The 25,032-nt window shown below is 70.5% G+C and carries 15 protein-coding genes and 1 riboswitch; of the genes, 4 read left to right on the top strand and 11 right to left on the bottom strand.

Annotated features, from left to right (window positions below):
• Positions 1-468: 468 nt before the first annotated feature.
• From P3T35_RS32310 to P3T35_RS32280, 7 genes are all read right to left on the bottom strand, one after another.
• Positions 469-1,959 (bottom strand): hypothetical protein, encoded by a 1,491-nt coding sequence (locus P3T35_RS32310; RefSeq protein WP_101383179.1) that lies wholly within the window; start codon positions 1,957-1,959, stop codon positions 469-471.
• 27 nt (positions 1,960-1,986) lie between these two features.
• Positions 1,987-2,475, bottom strand: coding sequence for a hypothetical protein (locus tag P3T35_RS32305; protein WP_101383178.1), 489 nt, complete (start codon positions 2,473-2,475; stop codon positions 1,987-1,989).
• Entirely contained in the window at positions 2,472-6,596 is a 4,125-nt protein-coding gene (locus P3T35_RS32300) for a discoidin domain-containing protein (protein WP_101383177.1), read from the bottom strand. The genes P3T35_RS32305 and P3T35_RS32300 overlap by 4 nt, the downstream gene beginning before the upstream one ends.
• Entirely contained in the window at positions 6,593-8,866 is a 2,274-nt protein-coding gene (locus tag P3T35_RS32295) for a hypothetical protein (protein ID WP_101383176.1), read from the bottom strand. Before P3T35_RS32295 ends, P3T35_RS32300 begins: the two co-directional genes overlap by 4 nt.
• 7 nt (positions 8,867-8,873) lie before the next feature.
• Positions 8,874-13,172 carry a DUF6603 domain-containing protein gene (locus tag P3T35_RS32290; protein ID WP_101383175.1) on the bottom strand — a complete coding sequence of 1,433 codons (4,299 nt, stop codon included), beginning with the start codon at positions 13,170-13,172 and terminating at the stop codon, positions 8,874-8,876.
• A gap of 9 nt (positions 13,173-13,181) precedes the next feature.
• Complete coding sequence (locus P3T35_RS32285; protein WP_143676965.1) at positions 13,182-14,438, bottom strand: hypothetical protein; 1,257 nt, start codon at positions 14,436-14,438, stop codon at positions 13,182-13,184.
• Between the two features lie 544 nt (positions 14,439-14,982).
• The gene (locus tag P3T35_RS32280; RefSeq protein ID WP_101383173.1) at positions 14,983-15,591 is read right to left on the bottom strand and encodes an XRE family transcriptional regulator; all 609 of its coding nucleotides are present in this window, start codon (positions 15,589-15,591) and stop codon (positions 14,983-14,985) included.
• Positions 15,592-15,706: 115 nt separating this feature from the next.
• On the opposite strand from P3T35_RS32280, the gene P3T35_RS32275 reads away from it, so the two are divergent.
• Positions 15,707-16,525, top strand: a complete 819-nt coding sequence (locus P3T35_RS32275; RefSeq protein WP_101383172.1) for an MBL fold metallo-hydrolase — start codon at positions 15,707-15,709, stop codon at positions 16,523-16,525.
• 529 nt (positions 16,526-17,054) lie between these two features.
• On the opposite strand, the gene P3T35_RS32270 is transcribed toward P3T35_RS32275, so the two are convergent.
• Both P3T35_RS32270 and P3T35_RS32265 read right to left on the bottom strand, forming a co-directional pair.
• Complete coding sequence (locus tag P3T35_RS32270; RefSeq protein WP_101383171.1) at positions 17,055-17,768, bottom strand: IclR family transcriptional regulator; 714 nt, start codon at positions 17,766-17,768, stop codon at positions 17,055-17,057.
• Between the two features lie 198 nt (positions 17,769-17,966).
• Positions 17,967-18,109: riboswitch (SAM riboswitch) on the bottom strand.
• Positions 18,110-18,167: 58 nt separating this feature from the next.
• A complete protein-coding gene (locus tag P3T35_RS32265) occupies positions 18,168-19,196 on the bottom strand; it encodes an Lrp/AsnC family transcriptional regulator (RefSeq protein WP_101383170.1) in 1,029 nt (342 codons plus the stop codon).
• Between the two features lie 116 nt (positions 19,197-19,312).
• Between P3T35_RS32265 and P3T35_RS32260 the strand changes: the two genes are divergently transcribed.
• From P3T35_RS32260 to P3T35_RS32250, 3 genes are all read left to right on the top strand, one after another.
• A complete protein-coding gene (locus P3T35_RS32260) occupies positions 19,313-20,875 on the top strand; it encodes an AbgT family transporter (RefSeq protein ID WP_101383169.1) in 1,563 nt (520 codons plus the stop codon).
• Between the two features lie 57 nt (positions 20,876-20,932).
• The gene (locus P3T35_RS32255) at positions 20,933-22,105 is read left to right on the top strand and encodes a M20 family metallopeptidase (protein WP_101383168.1); all 1,173 of its coding nucleotides are present in this window, start codon (positions 20,933-20,935) and stop codon (positions 22,103-22,105) included.
• A 387-nt stretch (positions 22,106-22,492) separates the two neighbouring features.
• On the top strand, positions 22,493-22,654 hold the full coding sequence (locus tag P3T35_RS32250) for a hypothetical protein (protein WP_180356687.1): 162 nt from the start codon (positions 22,493-22,495) through the stop codon (positions 22,652-22,654).
• Between the two features lie 149 nt (positions 22,655-22,803).
• Here the strand turns inward: P3T35_RS32250 and P3T35_RS32245 are convergent, their stop codons facing one another.
• Entirely contained in the window at positions 22,804-24,111 is a 1,308-nt protein-coding gene (locus P3T35_RS32245; protein WP_180356686.1) for an alkaline phosphatase family protein, read from the bottom strand.
• Positions 24,112-24,731: 620 nt separating this feature from the next.
• The coding region (locus P3T35_RS32240; RefSeq protein ID WP_280708818.1) for an RICIN domain-containing protein at positions 24,732-25,032 on the bottom strand (301 nt) is incomplete at its 5' end.

The following is a 25,032-nucleotide window of genomic DNA, read 5'->3' as shown; positions in this document are numbered from 1 at the left end:
CGAGTTCCTCCCGGAGGAGCTCCGCCCATCCTACGAACAGCGCCGGCTGAGCTGCATGGATTCGATCACCCCTGGCCGCCGTCGCTGACTCAGCGCCAGATGACTGATGCCCGGTGGATACATCGCAAGTGACAGTGATGACTGATGGATCTCAACACGGAGCGAAAGGCCCTGACATGACTCGATAGTTGTCAGCCTGCCAAAGGTCTGACTGCCAGTGTCTGACAACTGTCGAGCAACACGAACCCCAGTGCCGCCACGCCCGTCGCGGCGGCCGGCAAGGAGCAGACGTGGACAGCAGCCAACTCTTCGACGGTGTCGCACACCCCCGGCAGGACACCTCTCCCGCCCCCAGTCGCTCGGGCGGCGAACACGGCACGCGCCGTCCTGGCTGCCGAGAACGTCGAGGAGATCGTCCCTGATCTGGAACGCCTCCCCCAGTGGCAGGCCCAGCTGGCGATGCCGAGGTCAAACTTCGGCATCGGTGTCGGCGTGATCCGCTTTCGGGGCTTCCAGCAGTTCCCGGTCGTCGTCCACCTCTACGAACGAGCTGGCAGAGGATAGATGCTGGGTCCTCCAGCGAGCGTTGTTATAGAGCGTCCGGGAGGTTTGGGCTACCTCCTTTTCGCCGCCATAATCGGGCCCCTCCTGAAGGTATCGGTTCTTGTGGCTTACGAAGCGGAGTGTGTCACCCGCTCGAAGCACCCGGTTGCCGCCAGCGGTGATGTTGCCGGTAGCGGTGATGTTGCCGGTCGTGCTGATGGAACCCGCGGTGTGGTTGATGCTGTTCTCAATCGCGAACGGACCGTTGACCGTGGACTTGATCTTGGTAACGGCAAGGGTGCCGTAGACACTGAGGTTGGCGGTGTCCTTGATGTCGAGGCGACCCGTCTTGAGCCAGATGTACCCGTTGGCCCCGGGGTCGACGGTGATACTGCCGTTCGCGGTAAGGGTCTTGCCCGCCTCGATGGTGACGTTGCCCTTGGCCGTGATGGTGCTGTTGGCGGTAAGGGGACCGTTGGCGGTGAGCGCGCCCTGGGCCGCCGCCGGGCCGGCCGTCGCGGTGAGCGCGCCGTAGACGGTGATCTGGCCGCCGTTCTGCGGGATGGTCAGGCCGGCCTGGCCCTGGAATGCGAGAGTGTTCTTGACGCTGACACTGCCGGCGGCGGTCGGGGCCGCCACGCTGGTGACGGCGATGTCGGGGTTGTTGACCTTGATGTAGGTGGTGAGGTAGCGGACTTCGTTGCCCATCTTGGCTTCGAGGGTGAAGCTCGAGTCGTCGACCAGGTTTTCCGGGGAGGTCCAGCTGCCGCCGCTGGCCGTGGATGATCCCTGGGTGCCGTCCGGCTTGCGGTAGTACATGGTGTACGTCGCGTGGGGGGTGCCTTCCCAGCGGAGGGTGGCCTTGGTGTTGCGGCCGATGGCCACGGAGGCCGGGCGGAAGCTGTGCAGGTAGAACGAGTCGTCGCGCTTGCTGACTTCGCCTCGGCCCTTGCGTTCCTCGAAGGTGCCGTCCGCTCCGGTGGTCGAGGTGGACTCCTCCCAGGTGATGTCGACCGGGCCGACGCCGCCGTTGACCTCGATGCCCCACAGTTCCAGCTGGACGCTCCAGGTTCCGTCGAACGCGGCGGGCTCGTTCGGTGGCGGTGAGCAGGTGAAGACGACCTGGTTGGGGTCGCGGGTGTCAGGCACGACGGTCCACTGCCGTTTGCCGTCGGGAACGGTCAACTCGTAGCGGATCAGGGTCGGTTCGCTGGTCAGGGCGGAGGCCTGGCGGCCGGTCGGGATGCGGACCTTGAACCACTTGCAGTGCACGGGCCAGTTGCCGCCGGACTTCACCTTGCCGTAGGTGAAGGTCAGTTTGGCGTACTCCGGTTTGGCGAAGGTCGAGACGTTCAGCGTGCCAGGCTCGGGAACCATGGCGGGCGGGAGCAGCATGGGGAGGTCAGCGGTGGTCACGGCTCTGGAACTCCTCGGTGCAGGGCGTCAGTTGGGCAGGGGCGTGGCGGTGAGGGCGGCGGTGCCGGCGCGGCGCTGCGGGCTGCTGTCGCCGGGCGCGGTGTCCTCGGTGATGCGGCTCTGGGTGCCGAGCGGGGTGCTGATGTCGAGGGTGAGGGTGAGGGTCCAGGTGCCGTCGAAGCTGGCGGGTTCGGCGGGGTTGAGGGTGAGGGTGGTGACGGTCGGGTCGGTGGTGATGGTTTCGACCAGCCATTGCCGGCCCCGGCCGGGTCCGCGTTCGAGGTCCAGTCGGGTGCGCAGGATGACGGGCTCCCCGGTCCGCGCGGCTGCGCCGTGGGCAGTGGGGAGGTCGAGGACGATCCGTGCGCACCGCACCGGCCAGGCGGTGCGTCCGTCCGGGTCGTCCCCGATGGTGAGGCGGACGCGGTTGAGGGCCACCCCTCCGGGCTGTGCGGCCGTCGCCGGGGTGTGCTCCAGGCGGTACGGGAGGAGCAGGGCTGGGTTGGGGCTGGTCACGACGCGGTTCCTTCCGGGGCCTGGGTAGGGGCGGGGGCCGGGGTGGAGCGGGTCCGTCCCGGGGCCGGCGGCTGGAGTTGGAGGTAGCCGGAGCGGGCGACGGGCAGGGGTGCGTCGGGGTGGGAGAGCTGGTCGGCGTTGTAGATGAGGTGCTCGTCCCAGTCGGGCAGCGGCAGGCCGGCCGCGGTGCCGTCCACGGGGATCGGTTCGGCCCAGGTCCAGTCGCCGTGCCAGGCCGCGGGGCGGGGCATGACGAGGGACTTGTCCGGCGGTTCGCCCTGCACGCTGAACTCGCGGACGGCGCAGGGGTCGGCGGCGGAGCTGGTGTGTCGCAGCCGCAGGAAGCGCGCGGTGAGCGGCGGTTCGGGCGAGTGGTGGATCTCGGTCACCTGGGTGTAGCCGCGCAGGACGGTCCACTGCTCGCCGTCGGTGGAGGCTTCCAGGTCGGTGGCTGCCGGGGTGCCGCTGCCGTCCGGGCGGCCGAGGAGGATGTCGATGGCTTCCACCCGCCGTTCGGTGTGCAGGTCGAGGCTGACCCAGTCACCGGCCGCCGGCGGTTCGCTGCCCTCGTAGGAGGTGGTCGGGTCGCCGTCCGCCATCGCCGAGACGGGGTGGCCGGGTTGGGCCTTGACGGAGGCTGCCGCCACCGGGGGGCCGAAGCGGTCGGGGGCCAGCAGGGGGTTGAGGCGGAAGGAGGCGCGGATGCCGGCCAGGGCCCGGTGGGTGGTGTCGGCGTCCACGGAGACGTCGGCGACGGGGAGGATGTCGGTGGTGGCGTGGACGGCGGTGTGCGGGCAGGCGAGCAGGGTGAGGTGGTGGGTGGCGGGGCGGTCGGCGGGCCGGGCTGGCAGGGTGAGGTGGGAGCCGGTGTCGATCGCCGTCACGTAGGCGTTGGCCGGGCCGTTCGGGTCGACGGCGTGGAAGCGGTGGTAGCGGGTTCGCTGGTCGTGGTCGTCGGCGGCGAAGTAGCCGATGAGGCCGTCGGAGAGCCGGTCGGGGTCGCCGAGGCGCACGGTCCAGCGGTAGTCGGGGTAGTTCCGGTAATCGGGATGGTCACGCTGGTCGGGGTAGTCCTCGTCCGGCGGGACGAGCGCGCGCTTCCAGCTGGGGTCGGTCAGCGGCTCGCCGAGCAGGTCCAGGTTGAGGCGGGTGCGGATGAGGGCGATGGGGCGGCCGATCAGCCGTGCCGGGGAGCGGTCCTCGTCGGGCGAGGGTTCGAGGATGTGGTCGAGTGCGGTGTCGATCGTCTTGGCCAGCGCCTCGAAGGCTTGCGGCTCGTGGGCGAGCAGGCCGCGGGCGAAGGCTGCGACATGCGGGTAGGCGGCGGCGAAGTCGTCGTCCTCCGGGTGGCGGTAGGGAGCGTGCGGGAGCGCGTTCCAGGCCGTCGTGCGGTTGTTCTGCACGTCGCGTACCACGCGCAGTTCGCCGAGCGGCTCCCCGTCGGGACCGTAGACCAGCAGGGTCTGGTCGAGGTGGTTGGCCAGCAGCCAGCCGGCCACCGGTGCCTCGGCGCCCGGGAGTTGCGCCGCGTCAATGGCTCGGGCCGCCTCCGCGGGCGGCTGGTCGGTCCGCAGCGGCACGGTGTCCAGGCGGACCCGGGCCGGTTGGACGAGCCGGGGCGGTAGCTGCACGAAGCGCTGCGGGCCGGGCGGGTCGGGGAACAGGTCGTGGTCCGGTACGACGCTGTCCGCGCGGACCAGCGGGAACTGGATGGGTTGGGTGTCGACCGGCTGCACCAGCGAGCACACGCGTCCGAAGCGGTCGATGATGACCAGCTCGATGAAGTGGAACTGGCCTGCCCGCACGGGCTGGAAGCGCTGCTCGCCGTGGCCTTCCGCGCCGTCGGGGACGTGGTTGGTCTCGCCGGCCAGGGCCAGGATCGAGTGGTCGGTGACGGCTTGGGCAGCGCCGTCCTGCTGAATGAGCCAGTCGTGGAAGCCGTCCAGGGCCTGGGAAAGGACGTTCGTCGCCTCCAGTTCCTCGCGCATGGCGCGCAGTTGCCGGGCGAGCTGCGGCGGCGCGTGCTCGGCGAGCCGCCGCGCCTGCTCACGCAGCACGTAGCGGGTGGAGGGGGTGACGAAGGCGCGTCCGCCGAAGGCGTTCCAGCGCCGTCCGCCGTCGCCGTCACCAGCTGCTGCGTTCCTGCCCGTCCAGCGGTACCGGTAGCGGTCGGGTTCGGGGTCGCCGTCTTGGCCGAGGCCGAACTCCCAGTTGGGGCTGGCATCCTGGCTCTGGTAGGGGGTGGCGCAGTGCTTGATCTCCCACTGGAGGTAGAGCGGGAGCCAGGGCTGGCGCCACACCCGGGTGTATTCGGGCCACGGGCCCTGGGAGCTGGTGGCCGGACGAGCGACGACCGCGTGCAGCGCAGTTCGATCGGGCTCGCCGCCGGCGGCCGGGGTGCGCACGGCCTGGTCGAGCAGGGCGAACTCGGCGACCACCGCCCTGACGATGCCCGGGACTTCGGGCGTGTTGGCGGGCAGCAGCGGGTTGGCCGGGACGCCCACCCAGTCATTGTTGATCTTCACCCGGGTGAGCAGCGCGGAGGGCAGGCGGCAGGGCAGCGGGTCGTCCTCGTCACGGCCGAGCGGCTGCGAGGTGCCCGAGCCGGTCAGCGCGAGGACGGGGTCGGCGGGGCGGTGGTAGCTCTGCCGGGGTGTGCGCTTCAGCTCCAGCTCTTCGGGCAGCCCCTCGGTCTCGGCGTAGCGGTCGATCGCGGTCTGGACCGCTTCGGGGGTGAGTCCGTGCGGGACTTTGCCGCTCAGCCGCTCGACCTCGGCTTCGAGCTGCGTCACCTGCGTTCCGATGGCCTGGATCTGCCCGTCCCAGGCTGCCTCGTCGAAGTCGAAGTCGAGGGGGCGACGGTCGTCGGGCAGGTGGCGCAGCCACCACAGCGTCCACAGCCGCCACTGTGCGGCGGCGAGTTGGTGCGCGGCCTGGTCGTAGTCGTCCTGGTCGCGGTTGAGGGTGGTGATCCAGTCCGGCTGGTCGGGTGGCGGGGCCTGGGTGTCGACCTGGTCGCTGGGTCGGTTGACGACCTGCCAGGTAGCGCCGCCATCGTGGCCGCTGAACCAGGACCGGCGGGTGATCTCGTCGAGGGAGACCTGCCAGTCGGGGCCGTCGAGCTCGTCGGGGTTGCCGTGGAACAGCGCGCGGACCTGGTCGGCGAGGTCGGTGCCGCCGGTCTGGTGGTCGGCGAGGGCTGCGACGGCGTCGGCGGTGCTGTGCCCGATCGCAACGTTGACGCCCCCGCCGGCGGGGCGGTCGGAGTCGTGGTGTCCGCCCTCGCGGTTCCACGGGATGCCGAGGGCGGTGCCGACGTACCGGGTCCGGGTGATCGTGTTCGGCATGCCGTCGGGGGCGGCCCAGCCCAGGGCCCGCAGCACGTCGGCCGGGTTGTCGGGGTCGGCGTCGGGGGGCAGCAGGCCTTCGATGTCGCGTGCGGTGGTGAGGATGTCGGCGTCGTCCCGGCTGTACCAGCCGATGACGCAGTAGCTGACGGTGCACGGCGGCGGGTAGTTGTCGTTGGCCTTGAGGTCGGCGAGGGTGTCGTGGAAGAGGAAGACGTTCTCGTGGTACGGGGCGAAGGCGGCGAAGGCGGGCAGCCCGCTGCCGATCGCGGTGAGGAACAGCGGCCGGGCGGCCGGCTCCCGCCAGGGGCCGTCGCTCAGCGGGTGGACCCGGCCGATGTAGTCGGCGCGAGGCGCTTCCTTGGAGGAAGCCGGGTCGACGAACGGGGTGAAGGCCGACTCGACGGGCCCGCCGTCGGCCTTCTCCAGGTAGTCGCTGTGGACGAGGAACCCGGCGGCCTTCAGCTCACCGCGCACCTGGGCGTAGCGCACCACGAGCCAGCGGTTGGGCACCAGCGGGAAGGTGCTGATGCCGGTGGCCGAGTCGATCGCCCCGGTGGTCAGGGCTTCGGGCAGCTGCCACTGCACGTGGATGCCCTCGCCGGGATTGCCCTCGGAGTACTGGATGGGCGGTTCGGCGTTGCTGCGGAAGTCCTCGGAGAACGTCCACGGGTAGCGCGGACTCCAGCGTCGGAAGTCGTCGTACGCGGCCACATCGCGGGTGGCCAGCAGCGCGTGGACCTCGACGGGGACGATCAGGTCGGTGTCGGTCATCGGGCGCTCTCCTGGCCGGGCTCGGCGTCGAGGGTCAGGCGTTGTTCGACGGGGGCGTTGACGAGTTGCAGGGCGAACTCGCCGGGTGCGAGGTCACTGAGGGCGGGGTCGAGGGCGGTGGCGAGTGCGGGCACCAGGCCCCGGTCGCCGCGCAGGGCGAGAACATCCGGCGCACCGCCCCCGTTGGGCAGCCGCAGGTGGCGGGTGAGCAGGCCGCCCGCGGCGGGGTAGTCGCGTCGCAACGGGTAGCCGAGGTCGGGCCCGGGCCGGTGCTCGCGCAGGTTGATGACGCTGTTGTCGCCGACGGCGTCGTTGCTGTCGATGCCGAAGTGGATGCCCTGGCCGGGCTCGCGGATGACGATCTCGTCGGGCAGGGCGTCCAGGAGCAGCAGCAGCGTGTCGGGGGCGAGGTGGTCGCGGCGCAGTTCGGTGACACTGGCGCCTGCGGCGGTGGTGAGGATGTCGAACACCGGCCAGGCTTCGACGAGTTCGGAGCGGATCAGCAGCCCGGCCCGGCCGGTTTCCGCGGTGCGGATGCGGGTGCGGCGGCGGTCGACGGCGGCGGTGAGCGCCGTGTCGACGAGTGCGTCCAGCGAGGTGTGGACGCCGACGTCGCGCGCCCCGGCGAGCAGGGCCTCGATCCAGTTCTCGTCGATACGGAAGAGCCGGATCGACTCGGGAGGGAGCATCGCGGGGTGCGGCACCAGGTAGTTGAACGGCACCCGGCGGAGCAGCGTCAGTTCGTCCAGCCAGGCCGGCAGGGTGCGGGTGTGCCGTTCGGCGGTGGTTTGCAGGGCCGCTGCCTTGGGTCCGGCCGCGAGGACGGCGCGGGCGCTCTGCTGGGTGAGGCGGGTACGGCGGCTGCGGCGGGCCGATGCCGGAGCGTTGTCGTGCGGGGCGAGGGGGCGGGCGAGCGCGTCGAGCAGATTCGAGGCGAAGCCTGGAGCGGCCAACTCCCGCAGGGTCCGCCCGTCCAGGTCGGCGGGGTCGGCGGCGGCCAGCGCCGGGCCGGCGGTGGCCAGGGCCATCATCGTCGCTGCGGCGTTGGCCAGTTCGCGCCGCGCGCGGGTCATCTCCTCGCTGTAGTCGGGGTCGCTCAGCGCCAGGGTGCGGCCCAGCGTCCAGGCGGCGGCGTAGGAGACGTCGAACAGGCCGTGCTCCGGCTCGTAGATCAACGCGTGGTCGGCGGTGGTCTTCGGGGTGTCGCGGGCGAAGTCGCGGGTCTCGGCGGCGATCACGGGGACGAACGGGCCGCGGTACCAGCCGTAGGTGGTCTCCCCCGACAGCAGCCGGTAGGGCAGCGGGGTGTAGCCCAGGTGCAGGCGGCGGCGGGCGTACTGCTCGGCGTCCGCGGTGGAGCGGGCCGCCACGCTCCCGCTCGGGCGCAGGCGCAGCGCCAGGTTCTCCCGGTCGGCGCGGGCGGGTGCGACGAGGTTGCTCAGCAGGGCTGCGGCGTCGCGGGTGCCGGCCGAGTCGCTGGTGAACGTCCAGGAGTGCAGCACGCACAGCCGCACGGACCTGATGTTCCTACCCAGTTGGCCGGGGTCGAGCTTGCCGTTGAAGCCCTCCAGTGAGACCAGGTGTGCGGTGTAGGTGCCAGGCTGCCGGGGGAAGCGGTTGGCGGCCAGGACGGCGTACTGGCCCTTGGTCAGGATCTCGCCGTCGTCGCGCAGTTGCGGGCGGGTGGCGACGTCGCGGACGTGGGCGAGGTAGTTCAGTTCCTCTTCTCGCGGCACCAGGGCGGTGAACAGCCCGGCCGGGACGTCGATGCTCTGGCAGCGGCTGGCCTCGATGGCCGGGGTGATGCCTTCATCGCTGAGGTCGGGCCCGAGGATCCCGTCGCCGGGGCGGCGCAGCTCGGCGACGGTGCGGGTGGTGGTCTGGCCCAATCCCTCGGGGTCGTCGGGCAGTTCACCTGCTTGGAACACCATCAGCGCCAGCCACGGGGCCTCTTCGGACACCGCGCGGGCCTTCAGCGTCCGCTCCCAGGGCAGGATGGAGCGGTCCAGGGTGATGTGTGGCAGGGTGCGGCTGAAGTCGCCGCTGGCGCCCTCGGCCGGGTAGTGGGCGTGCACGGACGAGGGATCCAGGACGAACCGGACCGCGCGGATCTCGAACTGCTGCGTGGTGGCGGGGATGGCCGGGTTCACGTCGACCCGGTTGCCGTCCTTGGTCAGGTGGTGCTCCGCCGTGAGCGTGTAGACGCCGGCGGTGGCACGTGGGCGACGGTAGTCGTGGAAGGCGACGCGGAGGTCTTCGGTGCCGCTCAACGTCGGTTCACCTCTCGGCTGTAGTGGTCATGGGCGCGGTGGTGAACACGGTCTTCGCGAGGTCCGCGTAGCGGGTCAGCGGGTCGTCGGTGCCGGGGGCGAGACCGAGGCCGGCCAAGGCGGCGTGCACCGAGGCGCGGCGGGCGGCGGTGGTCTCCGCGGCGATACCGCTGTCCGGGTCGACGATGGTGCCGATGCTGCCCTGGCCCTCGTCGTCCGGGACGGACGGCGGCCCCTCCGGCTGCGAGCCCAGCAGCGGGATCGGCGCATCCGGCAGTCCGTCGGCCTCCAGCGCCTCGGCGTCGACCCAGCCGACCGCAGGGGCCAGTTCGGGCTTGGGGATCTCGAAGGTGATGCCGGCCAGGCAGCCGCTGAGCAGCCCGTCACCGTCCAGCACGTCGCTGGGACTGCCCAGCGGCGCACCCCACATCGCCTTGGGCATGTCCTGCCGGTAGACGGCGACCTTCCACCCGGTGGGGGTGTGCGTGGTGTCGAACTTCTTCAGCGTGACGCGGTGTTCGGAGACCACGCCCTGCCCCTTCGGCCCCATCGGCCGGATGTCGATGGTGTCGTCCTCGGCCTCGGCGAAGGGCCGGCCGTTGAAGAGGATGCGGCTGGCGGGGACGGCGGCCTCGGTGCGGACGGCGAATCCGTCCATGGAGACCAGCAGGGGCTCCCCCGCGTCGGACCGGGCGGCGGTCTCCTCGGGGTCGACGTCGACCAGCAGCCCGGACAGCGGGGCGATCGACAGCGGGGCGGGCAGCTGAACGCTGAACTCCCCCCAGTCGATCGCCGATGCGCCGTCCCGGCCGGTGCCGAACTCGACGGTGAAGCTGATGAACCAGACCTTGATCTTGGCCCGGCCACCGATCGGCGGCCCCCACAGGTCCAGCGACACCCCGACCGACAGGGAGACCCGCACCCGGATGAACAGCACCTTGACGGTGGCCGCGACGCCGATGCTCAGCCCCATCGACAGGTCGAAGTAGAACGGCTTCCACTGCACCAGCGCGTCCAGCCAGGCGGTGAACCAGGCCTGCAGCTGGATGCCGTGCCCCTTGTCGTAGTTCGCGGACAGCTCGCCGCCGGCCATGAACGCGCCGTCGGTGAGCGCCGCGTACACCTGCCCGCGGATCGCCACCGGGCCCACCGCCCACCGCCAGCCCACGCGCGGCGGGTTGGGGTAGTAGTCGGGGCGGTTGAACCTCTTGTGGTAGCCGCCGAGCGTGAACACGAAGCCCTTGCCACCGCCGACCGCGGTACGGTCCTGACCCCAGATGTAGAAGGACAGGCCACCGGTGAGCTCGGCCGCCGGGTCGATGACGTACGAGCCGGGCGCGATGACCGCGTCCATCGAGAACAGGCCCTGGTCGTGGTGGTATCCGATGGCCAAGTCGATGACGAGCCGGGCGATCGGCCTCTTGGCGGCCTTGCTGCGCGGCAGGTCGATCGTGGTGCGCCCGATCAGCAGCACCTTCCAGGACTCGCCGCCCTCCACCAGCAGCAGCGCGCGGGAGCGCAGGAACTCGAAGGAGCTGAACTCGATCCCGCCCGCGCCCCAGTACTGGCCCTCCCTCGGGGTGATCCAGCCGCCGGGGCCGGCGAGCTTCTCCAGCACCTGCTCCGGGGTGTCACCGCTGCCGCCGCCGTCCAGCCGGTTCACCAGCGGGAACCCGCCGACCTCGTCGATGGTCGGTGTGCGGACCGTGCTGTTGACGCCGAAGCCGAGCGAGATGGCGATCACCCGGAACGGGGGCGGGCCGAACAGCCCGCGCTCGCCACCGGAGATCTCGCCGAACAGGAACATCGACGACCAGCCGTCCAACGCCTTGGCATACGACCCGGCGGCATACAGGGCGAAGAACCCGGTCTCGATCGAGGCGAGCCCGATGAACTGCTCCTTGAGTCCCGGGGCGACCTCCGAGCCGGTGCGGCGCTCCACCATGCCAGTGATCTTCAGTGGCGGCTTGTCCAGCTGCACGCCCGCCCCGCGCAACCGGGGCGAGACGCTCAACTCCCCGTCGATTCCCAGCCCGAGACCCATCAGGACCAGCCGGACCGGACCCACCGACAGGACGGCGTCCAGTGCGACGAAGAGCTCACCCGCCGCTGTCAGCCCGACGCCGATCCGCGAGATCCGCAGCGCCCCGAACGTCAGGTCGAGGTCGCGTGACCACGTGTCGTCCGAAGCAGCATGCACGGTGATCGGGCCCCGGGAGACGGCCACGAGCGTGCCGCCCGCGCCGGTGGTGATCGGCAGGACCAGCGGGTCCTGCGGCACCCCGCCGATGCTCAACTCGACCTGGACGGCGATGCCGGGCCCGGCCGTAGCGTCGGTGGCAAAGCGCGGCAGCCGGCGCTCCGCAGCGGCATCGACCTGGTTCAACGCGTCGTTGAGCTCGGCCGCCTGCGCCGCCGTCCAGCCGGCCGGCGCCGACGTGAAGGCGATTGCCTCCAGGACCAGGTCCTCACCCGGCGGGATCGCTTCGCCGACCAATGGCAGATCGGATGCCCGCGCCCCCAGGCGGACCCGCGCCGCCGCAGCGGTCAGGCGAGGACCGCCGGGAGCTGCGCCGGGACGGGTGGAGAACACCCACCCCGTGCGCTCGGTAGCCCCCGTCAGCAGCACCTGACCGGTCGTCTTGTCGTAACGCACGGACAGCGCCTGCAGCTCCGGGCGCAGGATCTCGGGAAGTCCCGGCAGATCGAGGCCCAGCGCCCCGGCCAGCTCGTCGGCCGAGATGCCCGGCGTGCCACTCCAAGTGCCGGTGAACACCCGGCCGCCTGCGCCCGAGGCGTACTGCACGGTGAAGTCCAGGACCCGGATGTCGCCGCCGGCCAGCGGGACGGCGAGCCGCAGCAGCCCGGTGACTCCCGTCTCCCCGGTGCTCCGGTCGGCGGTCACGGTGAGCTGGAGGGCCGCGTCCAGGTCACCGAGCTGCACGGTGGACTCGCAGTCGAAGGAGAAGCGACCGCTGCTGTCGAAGGCCACGGCGAGCTGCTCGATGACGAGATCGTCGAGCACATCCGGCGGGGTGATGCCGAGCGCGGCCATCACCCGGGCGGGCTGCAGGTTCTCCGCGCGGGCGAGGAAGCTCCAACCCGCCCCCTGCTCCCAGGTGCCGGTGACGTCGAGCGTGCCGTCCACCAGCTGCCAGGCCGCAGTCAGGGACGCCGCGGTACCGCCGTAGTCCGAGACGGTGAGCACGATTCCGGTCAGCTCGATGCCCTCGGCGAATTGCCAGACGTTCGCCAGCGTGAGGTCGATCCCGTAGCCGCGCCTGTCGCCCGCGGCCAGCTCTCCCCAGAGCGCGAGTTCGGTGATCTCCAGGTCCCGCGGCACCGGAACGCCTGGGAAGCGCTGCTGGAGCAGCGCGCCGACCGGGGCCGGGCGGGCGAGGATCCCACTGAGCGAGCGGTCCGGGAGCGCGACGCCCACGTCCACGGCGACGTCGTCGGCGAGTGTGACCCGCCCGCCCAGCACGATCGCCGGGTGTGGGCTGCCGAGCGGGTCGGCGATGGTGAACTCCGCATGCAACCCGTCGAGTTCGATTCCTGGCAGCGGCGTCCAGGGCTCGTCGAGGTCCACTCGCATCCACAGCGCCAGCCAGTCGGCGCTCACCCCGCGGCCCGGTCGGGCCGGGGCGAAGGTGACACCGAGAGCCGTCAGCGCCAGCCGGGCGAGCCCGACGATGTCGGGAGGCAGATTCAAACAGCCGGTCGGCAGGCCCGCGAAGACCAGCAGGCTGTCCAGGTCGGGGATCGGCACCTCGGCGAAGTTCGAGCCGACCTGCCATGCCTGCCCGGGCCACAGCGGAGGATAGCCCCACACATACGGCCTGGGGGTGGCCTCGGCCGTGGGGAACAGCACCTCGGCGCCGAGGCCGACGCGCGGGCGCGAGCCGGTGTCCCCACCGGGCTCGATCCCGAAGACCAGATGCAGCGGGCCCAGGCGCAGGCGCTCCAGCGCGCCGGGAATCTCGCGCAACCCCTCAGGCAGGCCAGGGCCGTCCTGGAGCAGGACGACATCGACGCAGAGGCCGACCACGTACCGCTGGTCATCGTCCGTCAGGAACAGCACGCTGCCCGGTGCGGCCGCCTGCCCGACGAGGGTCACGGTGCCCGCGACGTGCAGGGCGTCGACATCGACGGTCACCTCGCGCACATCCAGCAGGGCGTTCGCCAGGTACTGCTTGAACAACTCCAGGGTGGGCTCCAGCTCCAGGAAGTCGGGGGCGATCTGGAGCTGGGAGAGGTTCTGCGCCTCACGCAGAACCGTGCGCAGGGTCGAGACCAGCAAGGGCATGACCGGCTCCTACTCGTACCAGATGTCGTAGCTTCCCGGGGCGGCGTGGTCGAGCCGCAGGTGCCAGTCGACGCCCCGCCAGCCGGCGGTGTCCGGCTCCAGCGCGAGCGAGCTGAAGACGCCCTCAGTCGTCGGCGCGTACACGAAGGGCCAGGGCGGAGCATCCGTGTTGTCCTGGAAGCCGAAGCCCCAGGACAACCCCGCACGCACCGTGGGAACGGGGATGCCGTGCGCGGTGCGGATTCGTTCCCACTGGACCAGGACCCGGCCCGCCAGGTTCTCGGCGTCGCACGTCGCCACCCCGCCGCCGAACGCGTTCAGCCCGGTACTGATGAAGAGCCCGTCCGGGGTCGTGTGCGCGAGCCACTCGTCGCTGGTGGAGTGCTTGCTCCCGTGATGCCCGAGCTTCAGCCACAGGTGGCTCTCACGGCTGCACATGGGCCCCGCGAGGCCCATCAGATACTGCTCGTTGATCGACTCGGCGTCCGCCATCAGCAGCACCTTCTGGCGCTTGCCGAACGCATCCGGCTCGCCCGTCAGCACCGTCACCAGGCTGCACATGTTGGCGATCCGTTCCTTCTCGCCCGCCGCGAACTTCTTGACATCGCCGGGTCGTTGCTGCGCGCCGCGCGAGTGGATGGTCGGCCCGACGACGCCGCCGACCAGGTGGAGGTCCGCGCCTGGCCCCGTCCCCAACAGCGGCACGGGGTCGGGCGGCATCGTCACCAACTGCGGCTCGTTGACCACCCGTTGCCCGGACACACCGGTGAAGGTCGTCCATTCGGTGAACAGCCGCGCCATGAAGTCGCCGCCGCCCTCGCGGTAGTCAGCGGGCCTGAGTGAGTAGGCGACATTGCGGATCGTGTACTTCAGCCGGGCCGGGTCCCGACCGTCGACCAGGACATCCTGCAGGAGGTTGAAATGGTCCTGGTCCGGGTGCGTCACCACCAGCCAGTCCAGCGTGTACGGATCGCGCAGGCGGCTCAGATAGTGGTCAAGCCTCCCGCGCAGGTGCGCGATCACGCGCTGCTTGGCGTCACCGGTCACCACCGCCGCCGGGCGCCAGGGCGGGACGGCGCCGGCCGTGCCGCAGTCCACCAGGATCGCGTGCGTGCCAATGCCTGGAGCCGCCCGGTCATAGAACCACAAGAGCGTGCAGTCACCTTGCCCGACGTTGAAGAAGACCACTTCGACTGGCATGCCACCTCCGTCGACCAGGCCCAAGTCAGCAATTCTGCGACTCAGCGTGACCTGATCCTGACACATCGCACCCGAGGGGCTGGAGGAGTTCCGGACTCATGGCCAGTTCCGTGACCGCTTGGCCCAATGTCGCCGTCACACATGAGAAGCCTGGGGCGGGGGCGCCCCCAAACCATTCGCACTTGTCGCCGCGAAAACACATCGTTGCTGGTCAGGGCCCTCTTTCAAGGCTCCGTGAACGCGCTAGAGATGAGCCCTTGCCCAAGCCGGACAATCCGGTGCGGCTGCCGCGACCAGAACGACAAGCAGCTCGGAGCCCGCTGCCCCCAGCTGGCTGGCGCCCCCGATCACGGCACCTGGACCGGGTGACGAACGACTCCCGCCGGAAGCGTTGGCACAGGACCACTGCGCCACATCAAGGGACACGACCTGACCCTGCGTCACCAACCACAGGAGTTGAGCCAGAACCCGAGTTCTGACGTCACCGGGGTACTTGCCAGGCCGGCATCGGGAGTGCTCCTGGTGAAAGGCCCTGGTCATGCCGCAGATAAGTGCCGTGAGTCTGGCGATGCCTTGGCCGGCTTTGTCCAGGCCCGCGAGCTGCCGCCGATCAGGTTCTGCGCGAGATGACCATGATGTATTCGCAGGGAGCGTTCGTCGGGTTGGCGAAGCCGTGGTCCGCGTCGGCCTGGAAGAACAGGGAGTCGCCCGTGTTCAGGGTCTCGCTGATTCCGCCGATCGCGACGGTGAGGGTGCCTTCGAGCACCACGAGTTGTTTCTCGGTACCCGGCGGATACCCGGGCAGCAGTCCGGTGGAGACCTGCGCGGGGAGGTAGTGGACGACCATCTCGCCTCCTCCCGCGCCGGGGGCCGCTGACACCATGTGCCGCTCGAAGCCGGTTTCCGGGTCACGGTAAACGGGGCGATCGTTCTTGCGCATGACAATGGCCACGCCGGGCGCGGCAGCAGCCGGCGCACCGATCAGGTCCGAGAGCGACGCGTCGAGCGCGTGGGCGATCCTGGACGCGACGCCGATCGTCGGGCTCTTCTCGCCGCGTTCGACCTTGGACAGCATCGCCCGGCTGACCGACGACTGTGTGGACAACTGGTCCAGCGTCAGGCCGGCCTCCTCGCGGCGTCGCCGCACGTTGCCGCCGAACGCACCGGCCAGGTCATCACCGTGCTGTGGTTCGGTCGCGTTCCCGTCTTGCTCGACCACCGTGCTCCTCGATCGATGGGTACCTCGCTGTCCCACAGTGTAGTGTTTCTTCTAAAGAAGATCTGATCTTCTATCGGAGACACGCGATGCTCGCCCGACACGACGGAGGGGTTCCATGCGTTTGATCTCGAGTGGCCGGCACCATGCCACGTTCGAATTCGGCGACCTGCAGGTGATCTCGTTACGAGACGGGTACATCGACATGCCGCCGACACGGCTCCGCGACAAGGATGGGCGCACGCTCGATGTGCTGCCGGCCGCCGTCCCGCTGACCGGCGACAACTTGCGGCTGTCGGTCAACGCCTTCTTCGTCACCGACGGCACGCGGTCGGTGCTCATCGACACCGGCGCGTCCAACGCCTGGCACGACCCCACCATGGGATTGATCTACGACGCGCTCGACGAAGCGGGAATCGACCGCGCGCGTGTCACGGATGTGGCCATCACCCACAAGCACGAAGACCACGTGAGCGGCCTGATCGCGCCGGACGGTTCAGCGGCGTTCACCAGACTCGAGCGCGTGTGGATCGGAGCGGGCGACGCCTCGGTGTTCACGGGGCGGCTCGAGCCGATCCGCGACCGGGTCGTACCCGTGTCGGAGAAGGTCGCGATCAACGACTGGACCACCGCGATCCCGACACCGGGCCACACACCTGGTCACACCGTGTACGACATCAGGAGCGGCATCGGCCACCTTCTCGTCTGGGGCGACACCGTTCACGTTCCCACGCTCCAATTCGATCAGCCGAACGTGTCCTGGGAGCTCGACGGCAACCAGTCCCAGGCCCGCAGCGCGCGAGCAGCCCTCCTCGAACAACTGACTCAACCACACCACTTCGTAGCCGGCGCCCACCTCGACTCACCCGGCATCGCCCGCGTAACCCCCTCCGGCGACGGTTATGCGCTGGAATACCTCGCACCACCGATCGGCTGATCGAGCCTGCCGGCTCCGGGCCGTGCTCGTGATGGCGGCCAAGGGCAAGCTCAACGGCGACCCCCACAAGCACGACGAGCGACGCACCGCGCGTCGCTCGCGCTGTGGCCGCAGGGACGGTGTCGGCGGTGCGCACGGACTGCGAAGCGATCAACACCGCGCTCGGCCCGGCACCGCGGCCCTCAGCCTCGCGGACCTGACCGCGCAGCGCGTCGTGGATCCGTTCCACCGTCCCGTCGTCGTGCCACCGCGTGAAGTACCAGTACACCGTGGGCCTTGGCGCGAAGTCTTTTGGAAGCTGTCGGCAAGCGCACCCGGTCCGCACGACGTAGAAGATCGCGTCCACGATCCGCCGCCGCGGATGCTTCTCCCGTCGCCCGCCCTCGGGCCCAACCGTCGCAGTCAGACGCCGCCGAGTACTCGGCGGACTGCTCAACGAGTACCACGCCGCCCCGATCAAACCACCCCGTGATCCACGGGAACTCCCAGTTCAGCGGCCTGATCGGAGTTTTGACACCCTTCATGACGGTCAGGGGTGGTGTAGGGCTTCGGTGAGGCGGTTGGCGGCCTCGACGACGGCCTGGGCGAGGCGTGCACCGGGGTGGCGGGTGAGGCGTTCGATCGGGCCGGAGACGGAGACGGCGGCCACAACCCGGTTGGACGGGCCGCGGACGGGAGCGGCGACGGAGGTGACGCCGGGCTCGCGTTCGCCGATGGACTGGGCCCAGCCGCGCCGCCGCACGCCGCTGAGGGCGGTTGCGGTGAAGCGGGCGCCCTGCAGCCCGCGGTGGAGGCGCTCGGCCTCCTCCCAGGCGAGCAGGATCTGTGCGGCAGCACCGGCTTTCATGGACAGGGTCGTGCCGACGGGGACGGCGTCGCGAAGGCCGGAGAGGCGCTCGGCGGCGGCCACGCAGATCCGCATGTCGCCCTGCCGGCGGTAGAGCTGGGCACTCTCACCGGTGATGTCGTGCAGGCGGGTCAGGGCCGGGCCGGCGGCAGCCAGCAGACGGTCCTCGCCCGCCGCGGCGGACAGTTCGGTGAGTCGGGGGCCGAGAATGAACCGACCCTGCAGGTCCCTGGTGACCAGTCGGTGGTACTCGAGTGCGACGGCGAGTCGGTGGGCAGTGGGCCGGGCCAGACCGGTGGCGGCGACCAGCCCGGCCAGGTTGGCGGGGCCGGCCTCCAGGGCGCCGAGGATCGAGGTGGCCTTGTCGAGCACGCCAACGCCGCTCGTGTTCTCCATGAATGGGTACTCCAGTCTCAAATCCCGCGAGCGGCAGGTGGGTTGTGCTCGCGGGAGGCTCCGGGCGGGGAGCGGGGAAGGTCAGCGCGAACAGGCCGGTGGAGTCGGCCGATTGCCTGCGCCGGACATGAGACGGGTACGCGGAAGGGCCGGGGCGGCAAGCACCCGGACAAGGGACAGCACAGAGAGCACCGAGTCTCCTCATCTTTCCCGCGCCACGTTGGCGACAGGCCGGAGTTGGCACTGATCCCGGGCGGCGCGGCATGTACGTCGAACGCCGAGTCGACCGGGGAGTTGCCGGGGCTTCGTAGGGCCGGTCCCTCCACCCCTCTGGATGATTCGCGAGGAACCATACAGGAATCCGCGGACGGGACGGCCCGCCCAACCCCGAAGGCCGGCTCAGAGCAGCGGGGGCGCGTGGAAGGCGCCGAGGGCGCCGGAGGCGAGGTCCCGGTCCAGCCAGTAGCGCCGCGACTCGGCGAGCATCACGTAGACACTGACGGCGTGAATGCCGGGGATCTCGGCGAGTTCGTCGTCGATGAAGAGCGCCAGGGCGGAGCGATCGGTGACCAGGCCCATGCAGAGGACGGACAGGTCACTGGCGACGTGAACGGCGAGGCGGGTCTGGGGCAACTGGTCGAGGCGCCGCATGACCTCGGGGGTCTCGCCTGGGGCCACCCGCAGGCGGAGCATGAACGGGGTCTGGAAGCCGAGCCATTCCGACACGATCTCCAAGCGCGGCTTGACCCAGCGCTCGTCCAGGACCCGCCGCACGACGCGGTGCGCGGTGGAGGTGGGCAGGGCGGCGGCGCGGGCGATGCTCGCGGCGGAGGCCCGGCCGTCCTGGATCAGCTGGGTGACGACGGTGCGCTCGGCCTCGCTGAGGGGCTTGGCGGGCGGGTTGGCGGTCGCGGTGCCCTCCGGGCTGACCCCGGCGAGTTCCAGCAGGCCGGCGCGCTCGGCTTCGGTGAGGAACTGCGGATCCCAGGTGGCACCCCGGCGCAGGGTGCTGAGCGCGGGCAGGGCGTTGACGCGGCGGACACCGGGGACCGAGAACAGCCGGTCGATCGCCTCGCTGGTGGCCGCCTCGGACGGGGCGTGGATCACGGCGTAGAGGGGGTAGTCGCCGGAGATCTGCGCCAGGCGCTGGACGTGGGGAAGGTCACGGAGCCGCTCCAGGACCGCCAGCGGGGTTTCGCCGGTGATGTCCAGGAAGACGTGGACCGGCATCGCCGTGGAGTGCAGGCCCCAGTCGGCCTGACCGACCACGCGCACCATGCGGGCCTTGTGCAGCCGGTCGTAGCGGCGTTTGAGGGTGCCCGCGTCGGCGAGCAGGATCGCGCCGATGTCGTCCCAGGTGGCCCGGGGGGCTACGTGCAGCGCCCCGATCAGGCGCCGGTCGAGCTCGTCGAGGAGAGGCCCAGTCATGTTTCCGTACCTTAGACTGCCGGTTGATCCCATCGTGACATAGAGGATCTAGAAAATCTCTCACTTGAGTGCCATTGTTTGCGGAAACATCCCTCAGTAGTGCCGAAAGGGTCGCCATGAGTGCCACCGTGACCGAGTCCCGGGAGACCGAGCCCGGCTCGAGATCCATGCGCGCCATGAACCGCGCGATGGCGGCGATCGAGCGGGCCGGCAACCGGCTGCCCGACCCGTTCTGGCTGTTCTGGGCCCTCGCGGCGGTGGTCGCCGTGCTCAGCGCCGTACTGGCCGCCGAGCACGTCAGCGCCGTGCTCCCGGGGACGCACAAGACCATCAAGGTGCAGAACCTGCTCAGCAAGGACGGGTTCACCCTCGTCATCGGGCACGCCGTCGACAACTTCGCGCAGTTCCCGCCGCTGTCGACGGTCCTCATCGTGATGTTCGGCATCGTCGTCGCCGAGAAGAGCGGGCTGTTCGAGACGCTGCTGCGCCGCCTGGTCGCGCGGGTGCCGGGCCGCTACCTGACCTTCGCGCTGGCGCTGACGGCGATGGTCAGCCACGTCGCCGGCGACGCCGCGTACGTGACGCTGATCCCGCTGGGCGCGGCGCTCTACCGGGCCGCCGGCCGCAGCCCGATCCTCGGCTGCGTCGTCGCCTACGTGTCGGTCTCCGCGGGCTTCAACGCCTCCCCCGTCCTCACCACGACCGATGTGCTGCTGTCCTCGATGTCCACGGCCGCGGCCCACGTCGTCGACCCGCACGGTGCCGTCACCCCGGTGGCGAACTACTACTTCGGGCTCGCGTCCTCTGTCCTGATGGCAGTGGTGATCACGATCGTCGTCGAGACGGTACTCGTGCGGCGCTCGGACCTGGAGCCCGACGAGCCGGTGGCCCCCGCGCCGATCGCCGAGAAGGCGGAGGCGCAGGCGATCGAGGCGACCGCGCGGCAGCGCAGCGCGCTGCGCGGGGCCGCACTGGTCGCGCTGGGTCTCGCCGCGCTCCTGGTCGCGGCGATGATCCCGACGCACTCGCCGCTGCGCGGCGACCACGGCAGCATCGTCAACTCGCCGGTGTTCAGCGGCATGGCGCTGATCCTCGGGGTGTTCTTCGCCGTGATCGGCTGGGTCTACGGCCGACTCGCAGGCACCTTCCGCGGCACCCCCGACGTGATGGCCGCGATGGCCGACGGCACCAGGTCGATGGCACCGACCATCGTCCTGTTCTTCGCGATGTCCCAGTTCCTCGCCTACTTCAAGTGGACCAACCTCGGCGACATCCTCGCTGTCAAGGGCGCCGAGCTGCTGCGCGACCTGCACCTCGACGGCTGGCTGGTGCTGCTCGGCGTGGCCGTGCTGATCGCGGTGATGAACCTGCTGGTCACCAGCGGCTCCGCGCTGTGGGCGCTGGTCGCCCCGGTCCTGGTGCCCATGCTGATGCTCACCGGCATCCATCCGGAGGCGACCCAGGCCATGTACCGGGTCGCCGACTCGGTCACCAAGTGCATCACGCCGATGAGCCCGTTCTTCATGATGGCCGTGGCCTACCTGCGCCAGTACCGCAAGAACGCCGGCATCGGCACCCTCGCCTCCTTCACCCTGCCGGTCGCCGCCGTCGCCTGGGTCGCCTGGGTCGCCTTCTTCCTCGTCTGGTACCTGCTCGGCATCCCCCTCGGCATCGGCTGAGCCGCCCCTCCAGCCGCAACCTCCACCACTCCACCCGCTCGCAAGAGAAAGCCGATCATGAACCCCGCCACAGTTGCCCTCACCGACCGTGCCCACGAGGTCTCCTCGGAGATCGTCACCGACATCATGACCCTCGTCGGCCAGGAGACCAGCAGCTATGACCTGGCCGGCCTGGCGGCCGGCCGGGACCTCCTGCACGACCTGGCCGTCCACCGGCTCGGGCAACCCGGCGAGGAGCACCGCCACCGCGGTGGCGAGCGCGGCGACACCCTCACCCTCACCTACCCCGGCACTGCCCCCGGGCACGTCGCACTCGTCGGCCACTACGACACCGTGTGGCCCACCGGCACCCTCGCCGGCTGGGCACCATCCGAGTCGGGCGGCCGCGAGAAGCTCAGCGGGCCGGGCATCTTCGACATGAAGACCGGCCTGGCCCAGGGCATCTGGGCCCTCAAGCTGGCCCGGGAGTACGGCCTCCCGGTGCCCACGGTCACCTTCCTCTTCAACGGCGACGAGGAGGTCGGCTCCCGCTCCTCACGTCCGGTGATCGAGGACATCGCGCACCACGCCGACGTGACACTGGTACTGGAACCGAGCGCGCACGGCGCGGTCAAGACCGCCCGCAAGGGCAACGGGACCTTCCGCGTCACCGCCAGCGGCGTCGAGGCGCACGCCGGACTCGCACCCGAGGACGGGGCCAGCGCCATCACCGCACTGTCCGAATTCGTGGTCGCCGCCGCGGCCGTCGCCGCCCCCGCACTGGGCACCACGATCAACCCCGGGCTGATCACCGGCGGCTCCGCCGCCAACGTCGTCGCCGGGCTGGCCACCGCGAGCGTCGACATCCGGGTCAGCAGCGAGGCCGAACGGGAGCGCGTGGACGCGGAGTTGGAGGCCATCAAGGTCAGCGACCCGCGGGTCCGGATCGACATCGACCACGCCTGGAACCGGCCACCGATGACCCTCAACGCGGCCTCCGCACCACTCCTCGGCCTCGCCCGCGAAGTCGCCCGCGAACAGGGCCGCGACGGACTGCCCGCCGCCGCCGTCGGCGGCGCCAGCGACGCCAACTTCGTCGCCGCCCTCGGCCTGCCCGTCCTGTGCGGCATGGGCGCGGTCGGCGACGGCGCCCACGCCCAGGGCGAGTTCATCTACCCCGACACCGTACCCACCCAGACCGCACTGGTCGCGGGCCTGCTCGGACGGCTGGCCGAACCGCTGCACAGCTGAGCGGCCGACTTCCCCCGGCGGCAGGACCCGTCTCCGTGACATCGGCCCTGCCGCCAAAGGAGCGGCTGCCGAGAAGGTGCGGCTGCGTCGGCAAGGCCTCATCCACGAACGGCAGTTCAACGCGAGGAGTTTCAACGACTCCCCCGCACGGACGGCGTTTCCCGCCACTCGAGGAGCCGTCAGGTCAGCTCGCCCCCGGCCCCGGCCCCGGCCCCGGCAGCCGGGCCATCGGTCGGCACAGAGAGCCCGCACCCGCGCCTGGTCCGCGATCCGAACCGGCCCGAGCCCGCCGACCTGGTTCAGACCCACGATGAGGCGTTCGCCCGGGTCCGGGCGGCGGGCGCGGGCCGGCGCGTCGACCTGACCGGAGTCGACGCCGTCCGGCCGGTGATGTTCAACTTCCTGCCACTCCTGACGCCACCGACCGGCCCCGCCGAGCTGACCCGCATGGCCGACGCCTTCCGGACCGCCGCCTGGACCGATCAGATCGCCCATCACCTGCACCGCACCTGGGACCTCTTCCGCGCACGGCTGCTCAGCGAGCGATAACCGGAACGACGCCGGCGATACCCTCGTAGAGCTGATCTGGCCGCCCTGCACTCCACCGCAACATGCCCAACCTCGATGGGACGCCCCCATGCCACCTGACGCGCCGGAGTCCACCGGTGCCCCCGCCTGGCGCTCGCCCCGACGGGCCGTCAGGCCGGGAGGTTCCAGGTCTGGTTGGCGCTGCCCTTGCAGTCCCAGATGATCAGCTGGGGGCTGCTGAGACTGTACCCGGGGTCGTCGAGGCACTTGCCGGACTGCGGGTTCTGCAGGCTGCCGTCGGCCTGCGCGACCCACTGCTGGGCGCCGCCGCCGTTGCAGTGGTAGAGCTGGACGACCGTGCCGTTGGCGGTGCCGCTGTGCAGCACGTCCAGGCACTTGCCGAAGGCCTGGACGGTCCCGTTGCCGGGCAGGGTCCAGCTCTGGTCGGCGGCGCCGGTGCAGGGGGCCAGGTCGACCGGGTTGAAGTCGGCGGTGCTGCCGTTCTGGTCATCGAGGCAGTATCCGGCGTAGCCGGTGACCGGACCGGGGCCGCTGCCGGTGCCGAGGGTGGTCGATCCCCAGGTGTCGGTGATCGGCGCGGCGGTGGCGTCGTTGCCCAGGTAGGGCAGGCCGTACATGTCCTCGACGGTGCGCAGCACGTTGTAGTGGTTGATCGTCTCGCCATAGCTGCCGGGCTTGACGTTCGCGCCGTAGAAGACGGTCGGCAGGTGGTTGGCGGGGGTGAAGTCGTCCTCGTCGAAGGTGACGACGAGCAGGCTGTTGTGGGTCCTGGCCCAGTCGGCGTATCCGCCGAACGTGTTCCTGACCCAGGTGTCGCCCTCGGGGATGTTGCCGTCGTGCATGCTCTGGTACTGGTCGCCGTGGACGAAGGTGACCGTCGGCAGCTTCGCGTAGCCGGACCCGCTGGTCGGGAAGCCGCAGGCCTGGCCGGGCACCGAACCCGGGCAGGTCAGCCACTTGTCGACCGGGTTCGGGCTGGTGGCGGTGCCCGGCAGGTCGGCGAAGCGCAGCCAGGCGGCGGGGGTGGCCTCATCCGAGTAGTCGTCGAAGGAGTACCCGTGGCTCATCAGCTCGTGGGGCAGGTTGTCGGCCTGGATGGAGCCCACCGGCGGGGGGTTGCTGTTCGTCAGCCCCTGGGTGGAGCCGGACAGCAGGGCGTAGTAGTTCGGCAGGCTCGGGTGCCACACGCCGTACGACTGGCTGAACGAAGCGCCCTGCTGGGCCAGGGAGTTGATGTACGGGGCCTGGGCCGTGTCGCCGATGATGCTGCTGTAGTCCTCGTTCTCCATCATCACGACGACCACGTGGTCCGGCTTGGGCAGAGTAGAGGCCGCGGAGGCGGGTGCTGCCGGGGTGGCAGGGGCGGCCGCGGCAGCCGGAGCGGCCGCTGTCACGGTGAGGCCGCAGAACAGCGCTAACGCGCCGGCGAGGCCGACGATCGGACGTGGAATGCGCACGGATGTCTCCTGAGTGGGCGGTTGGCGGCGGCCGTCCCGTGGGTGATGTCGGCGCAGTCGTCCGAGAAGGCCGCGGGACCGCTCCGGTGAATACTGGAGAAATCCCGAAGGCGGACTGCGTCAGGCCCGGCCGAACGGCAGCCTACTTTCGCCCAAGCCTTTCCTGGAATCCTCGGCGGATGAACTCGAAGCGAACTGATCCGGAATTGACAGGCCAGTGACCTTCGGCAGCTTCGGGACTTCTGTGAGGCCCCTGACCGTACTGTTCACAGGCATGTGAAAAGCCGTGCCGCCCTGCGGAGCCGCATGGATGGAAATACCCACTCGGGACCTGGAAACGTACTCCCGTCAGACGGAGACCGAATATCGGGTCGGCTCGGAGGGCGCGTCCCGGAGATCCCGGAGAACCGGCGCTCCGCTGACTGTCCGATTCGGCTTTCTCGGCCGAACAGCAGGCCGGTCCCGGTGCCGGGTGAAAGTGTCTTCCACCCGGCACCGGGACCGCTGTAACCGCCCGTCGAGCGCCGGACCCGACCCGCCTTCAGCGCCGGCTCGGCGTGGTCAGGTCCGGCCGCCCATCTCCGGGGTCGTCGCTGTAGCGCCGGGTAGCCGTGGTCGGATCACTGCGTGGTCCACTGCTGGTTGGTCTTGCCGCTGCCACAGGTCCACTGCACGGCCAGGGCGCCGTCATCGATCGAGGCACCGGTCACATCAAGGCACTTGCCGCTGTTGACGGACACCACCTGCACCGCACTCGACCCGGCCACCGGCTGCAGCAGCCACTGCTGGTTCGCCTTGCCGCTGCCACAGGTCCACTGCACGACCTGGGCGCCGTCATCGATCGAGGCACCGGTCACATCAAGGCACTTGCCGCTGTTGACGGACACCACCTGCACCGCACTCGACCCGGCCACCGGCTGC

Source organism: Kitasatospora sp. GP30, assembly GCF_029892145.1.
Taxonomy (GTDB): Bacteria; Actinomycetota; Actinomycetes; order Streptomycetales; family Streptomycetaceae; genus Kitasatospora; species Kitasatospora acidiphila.
The sequence above is the reverse complement of the archived record's forward strand: the minus strand, read 5'-3'. Positions and strand labels throughout refer to the sequence as shown.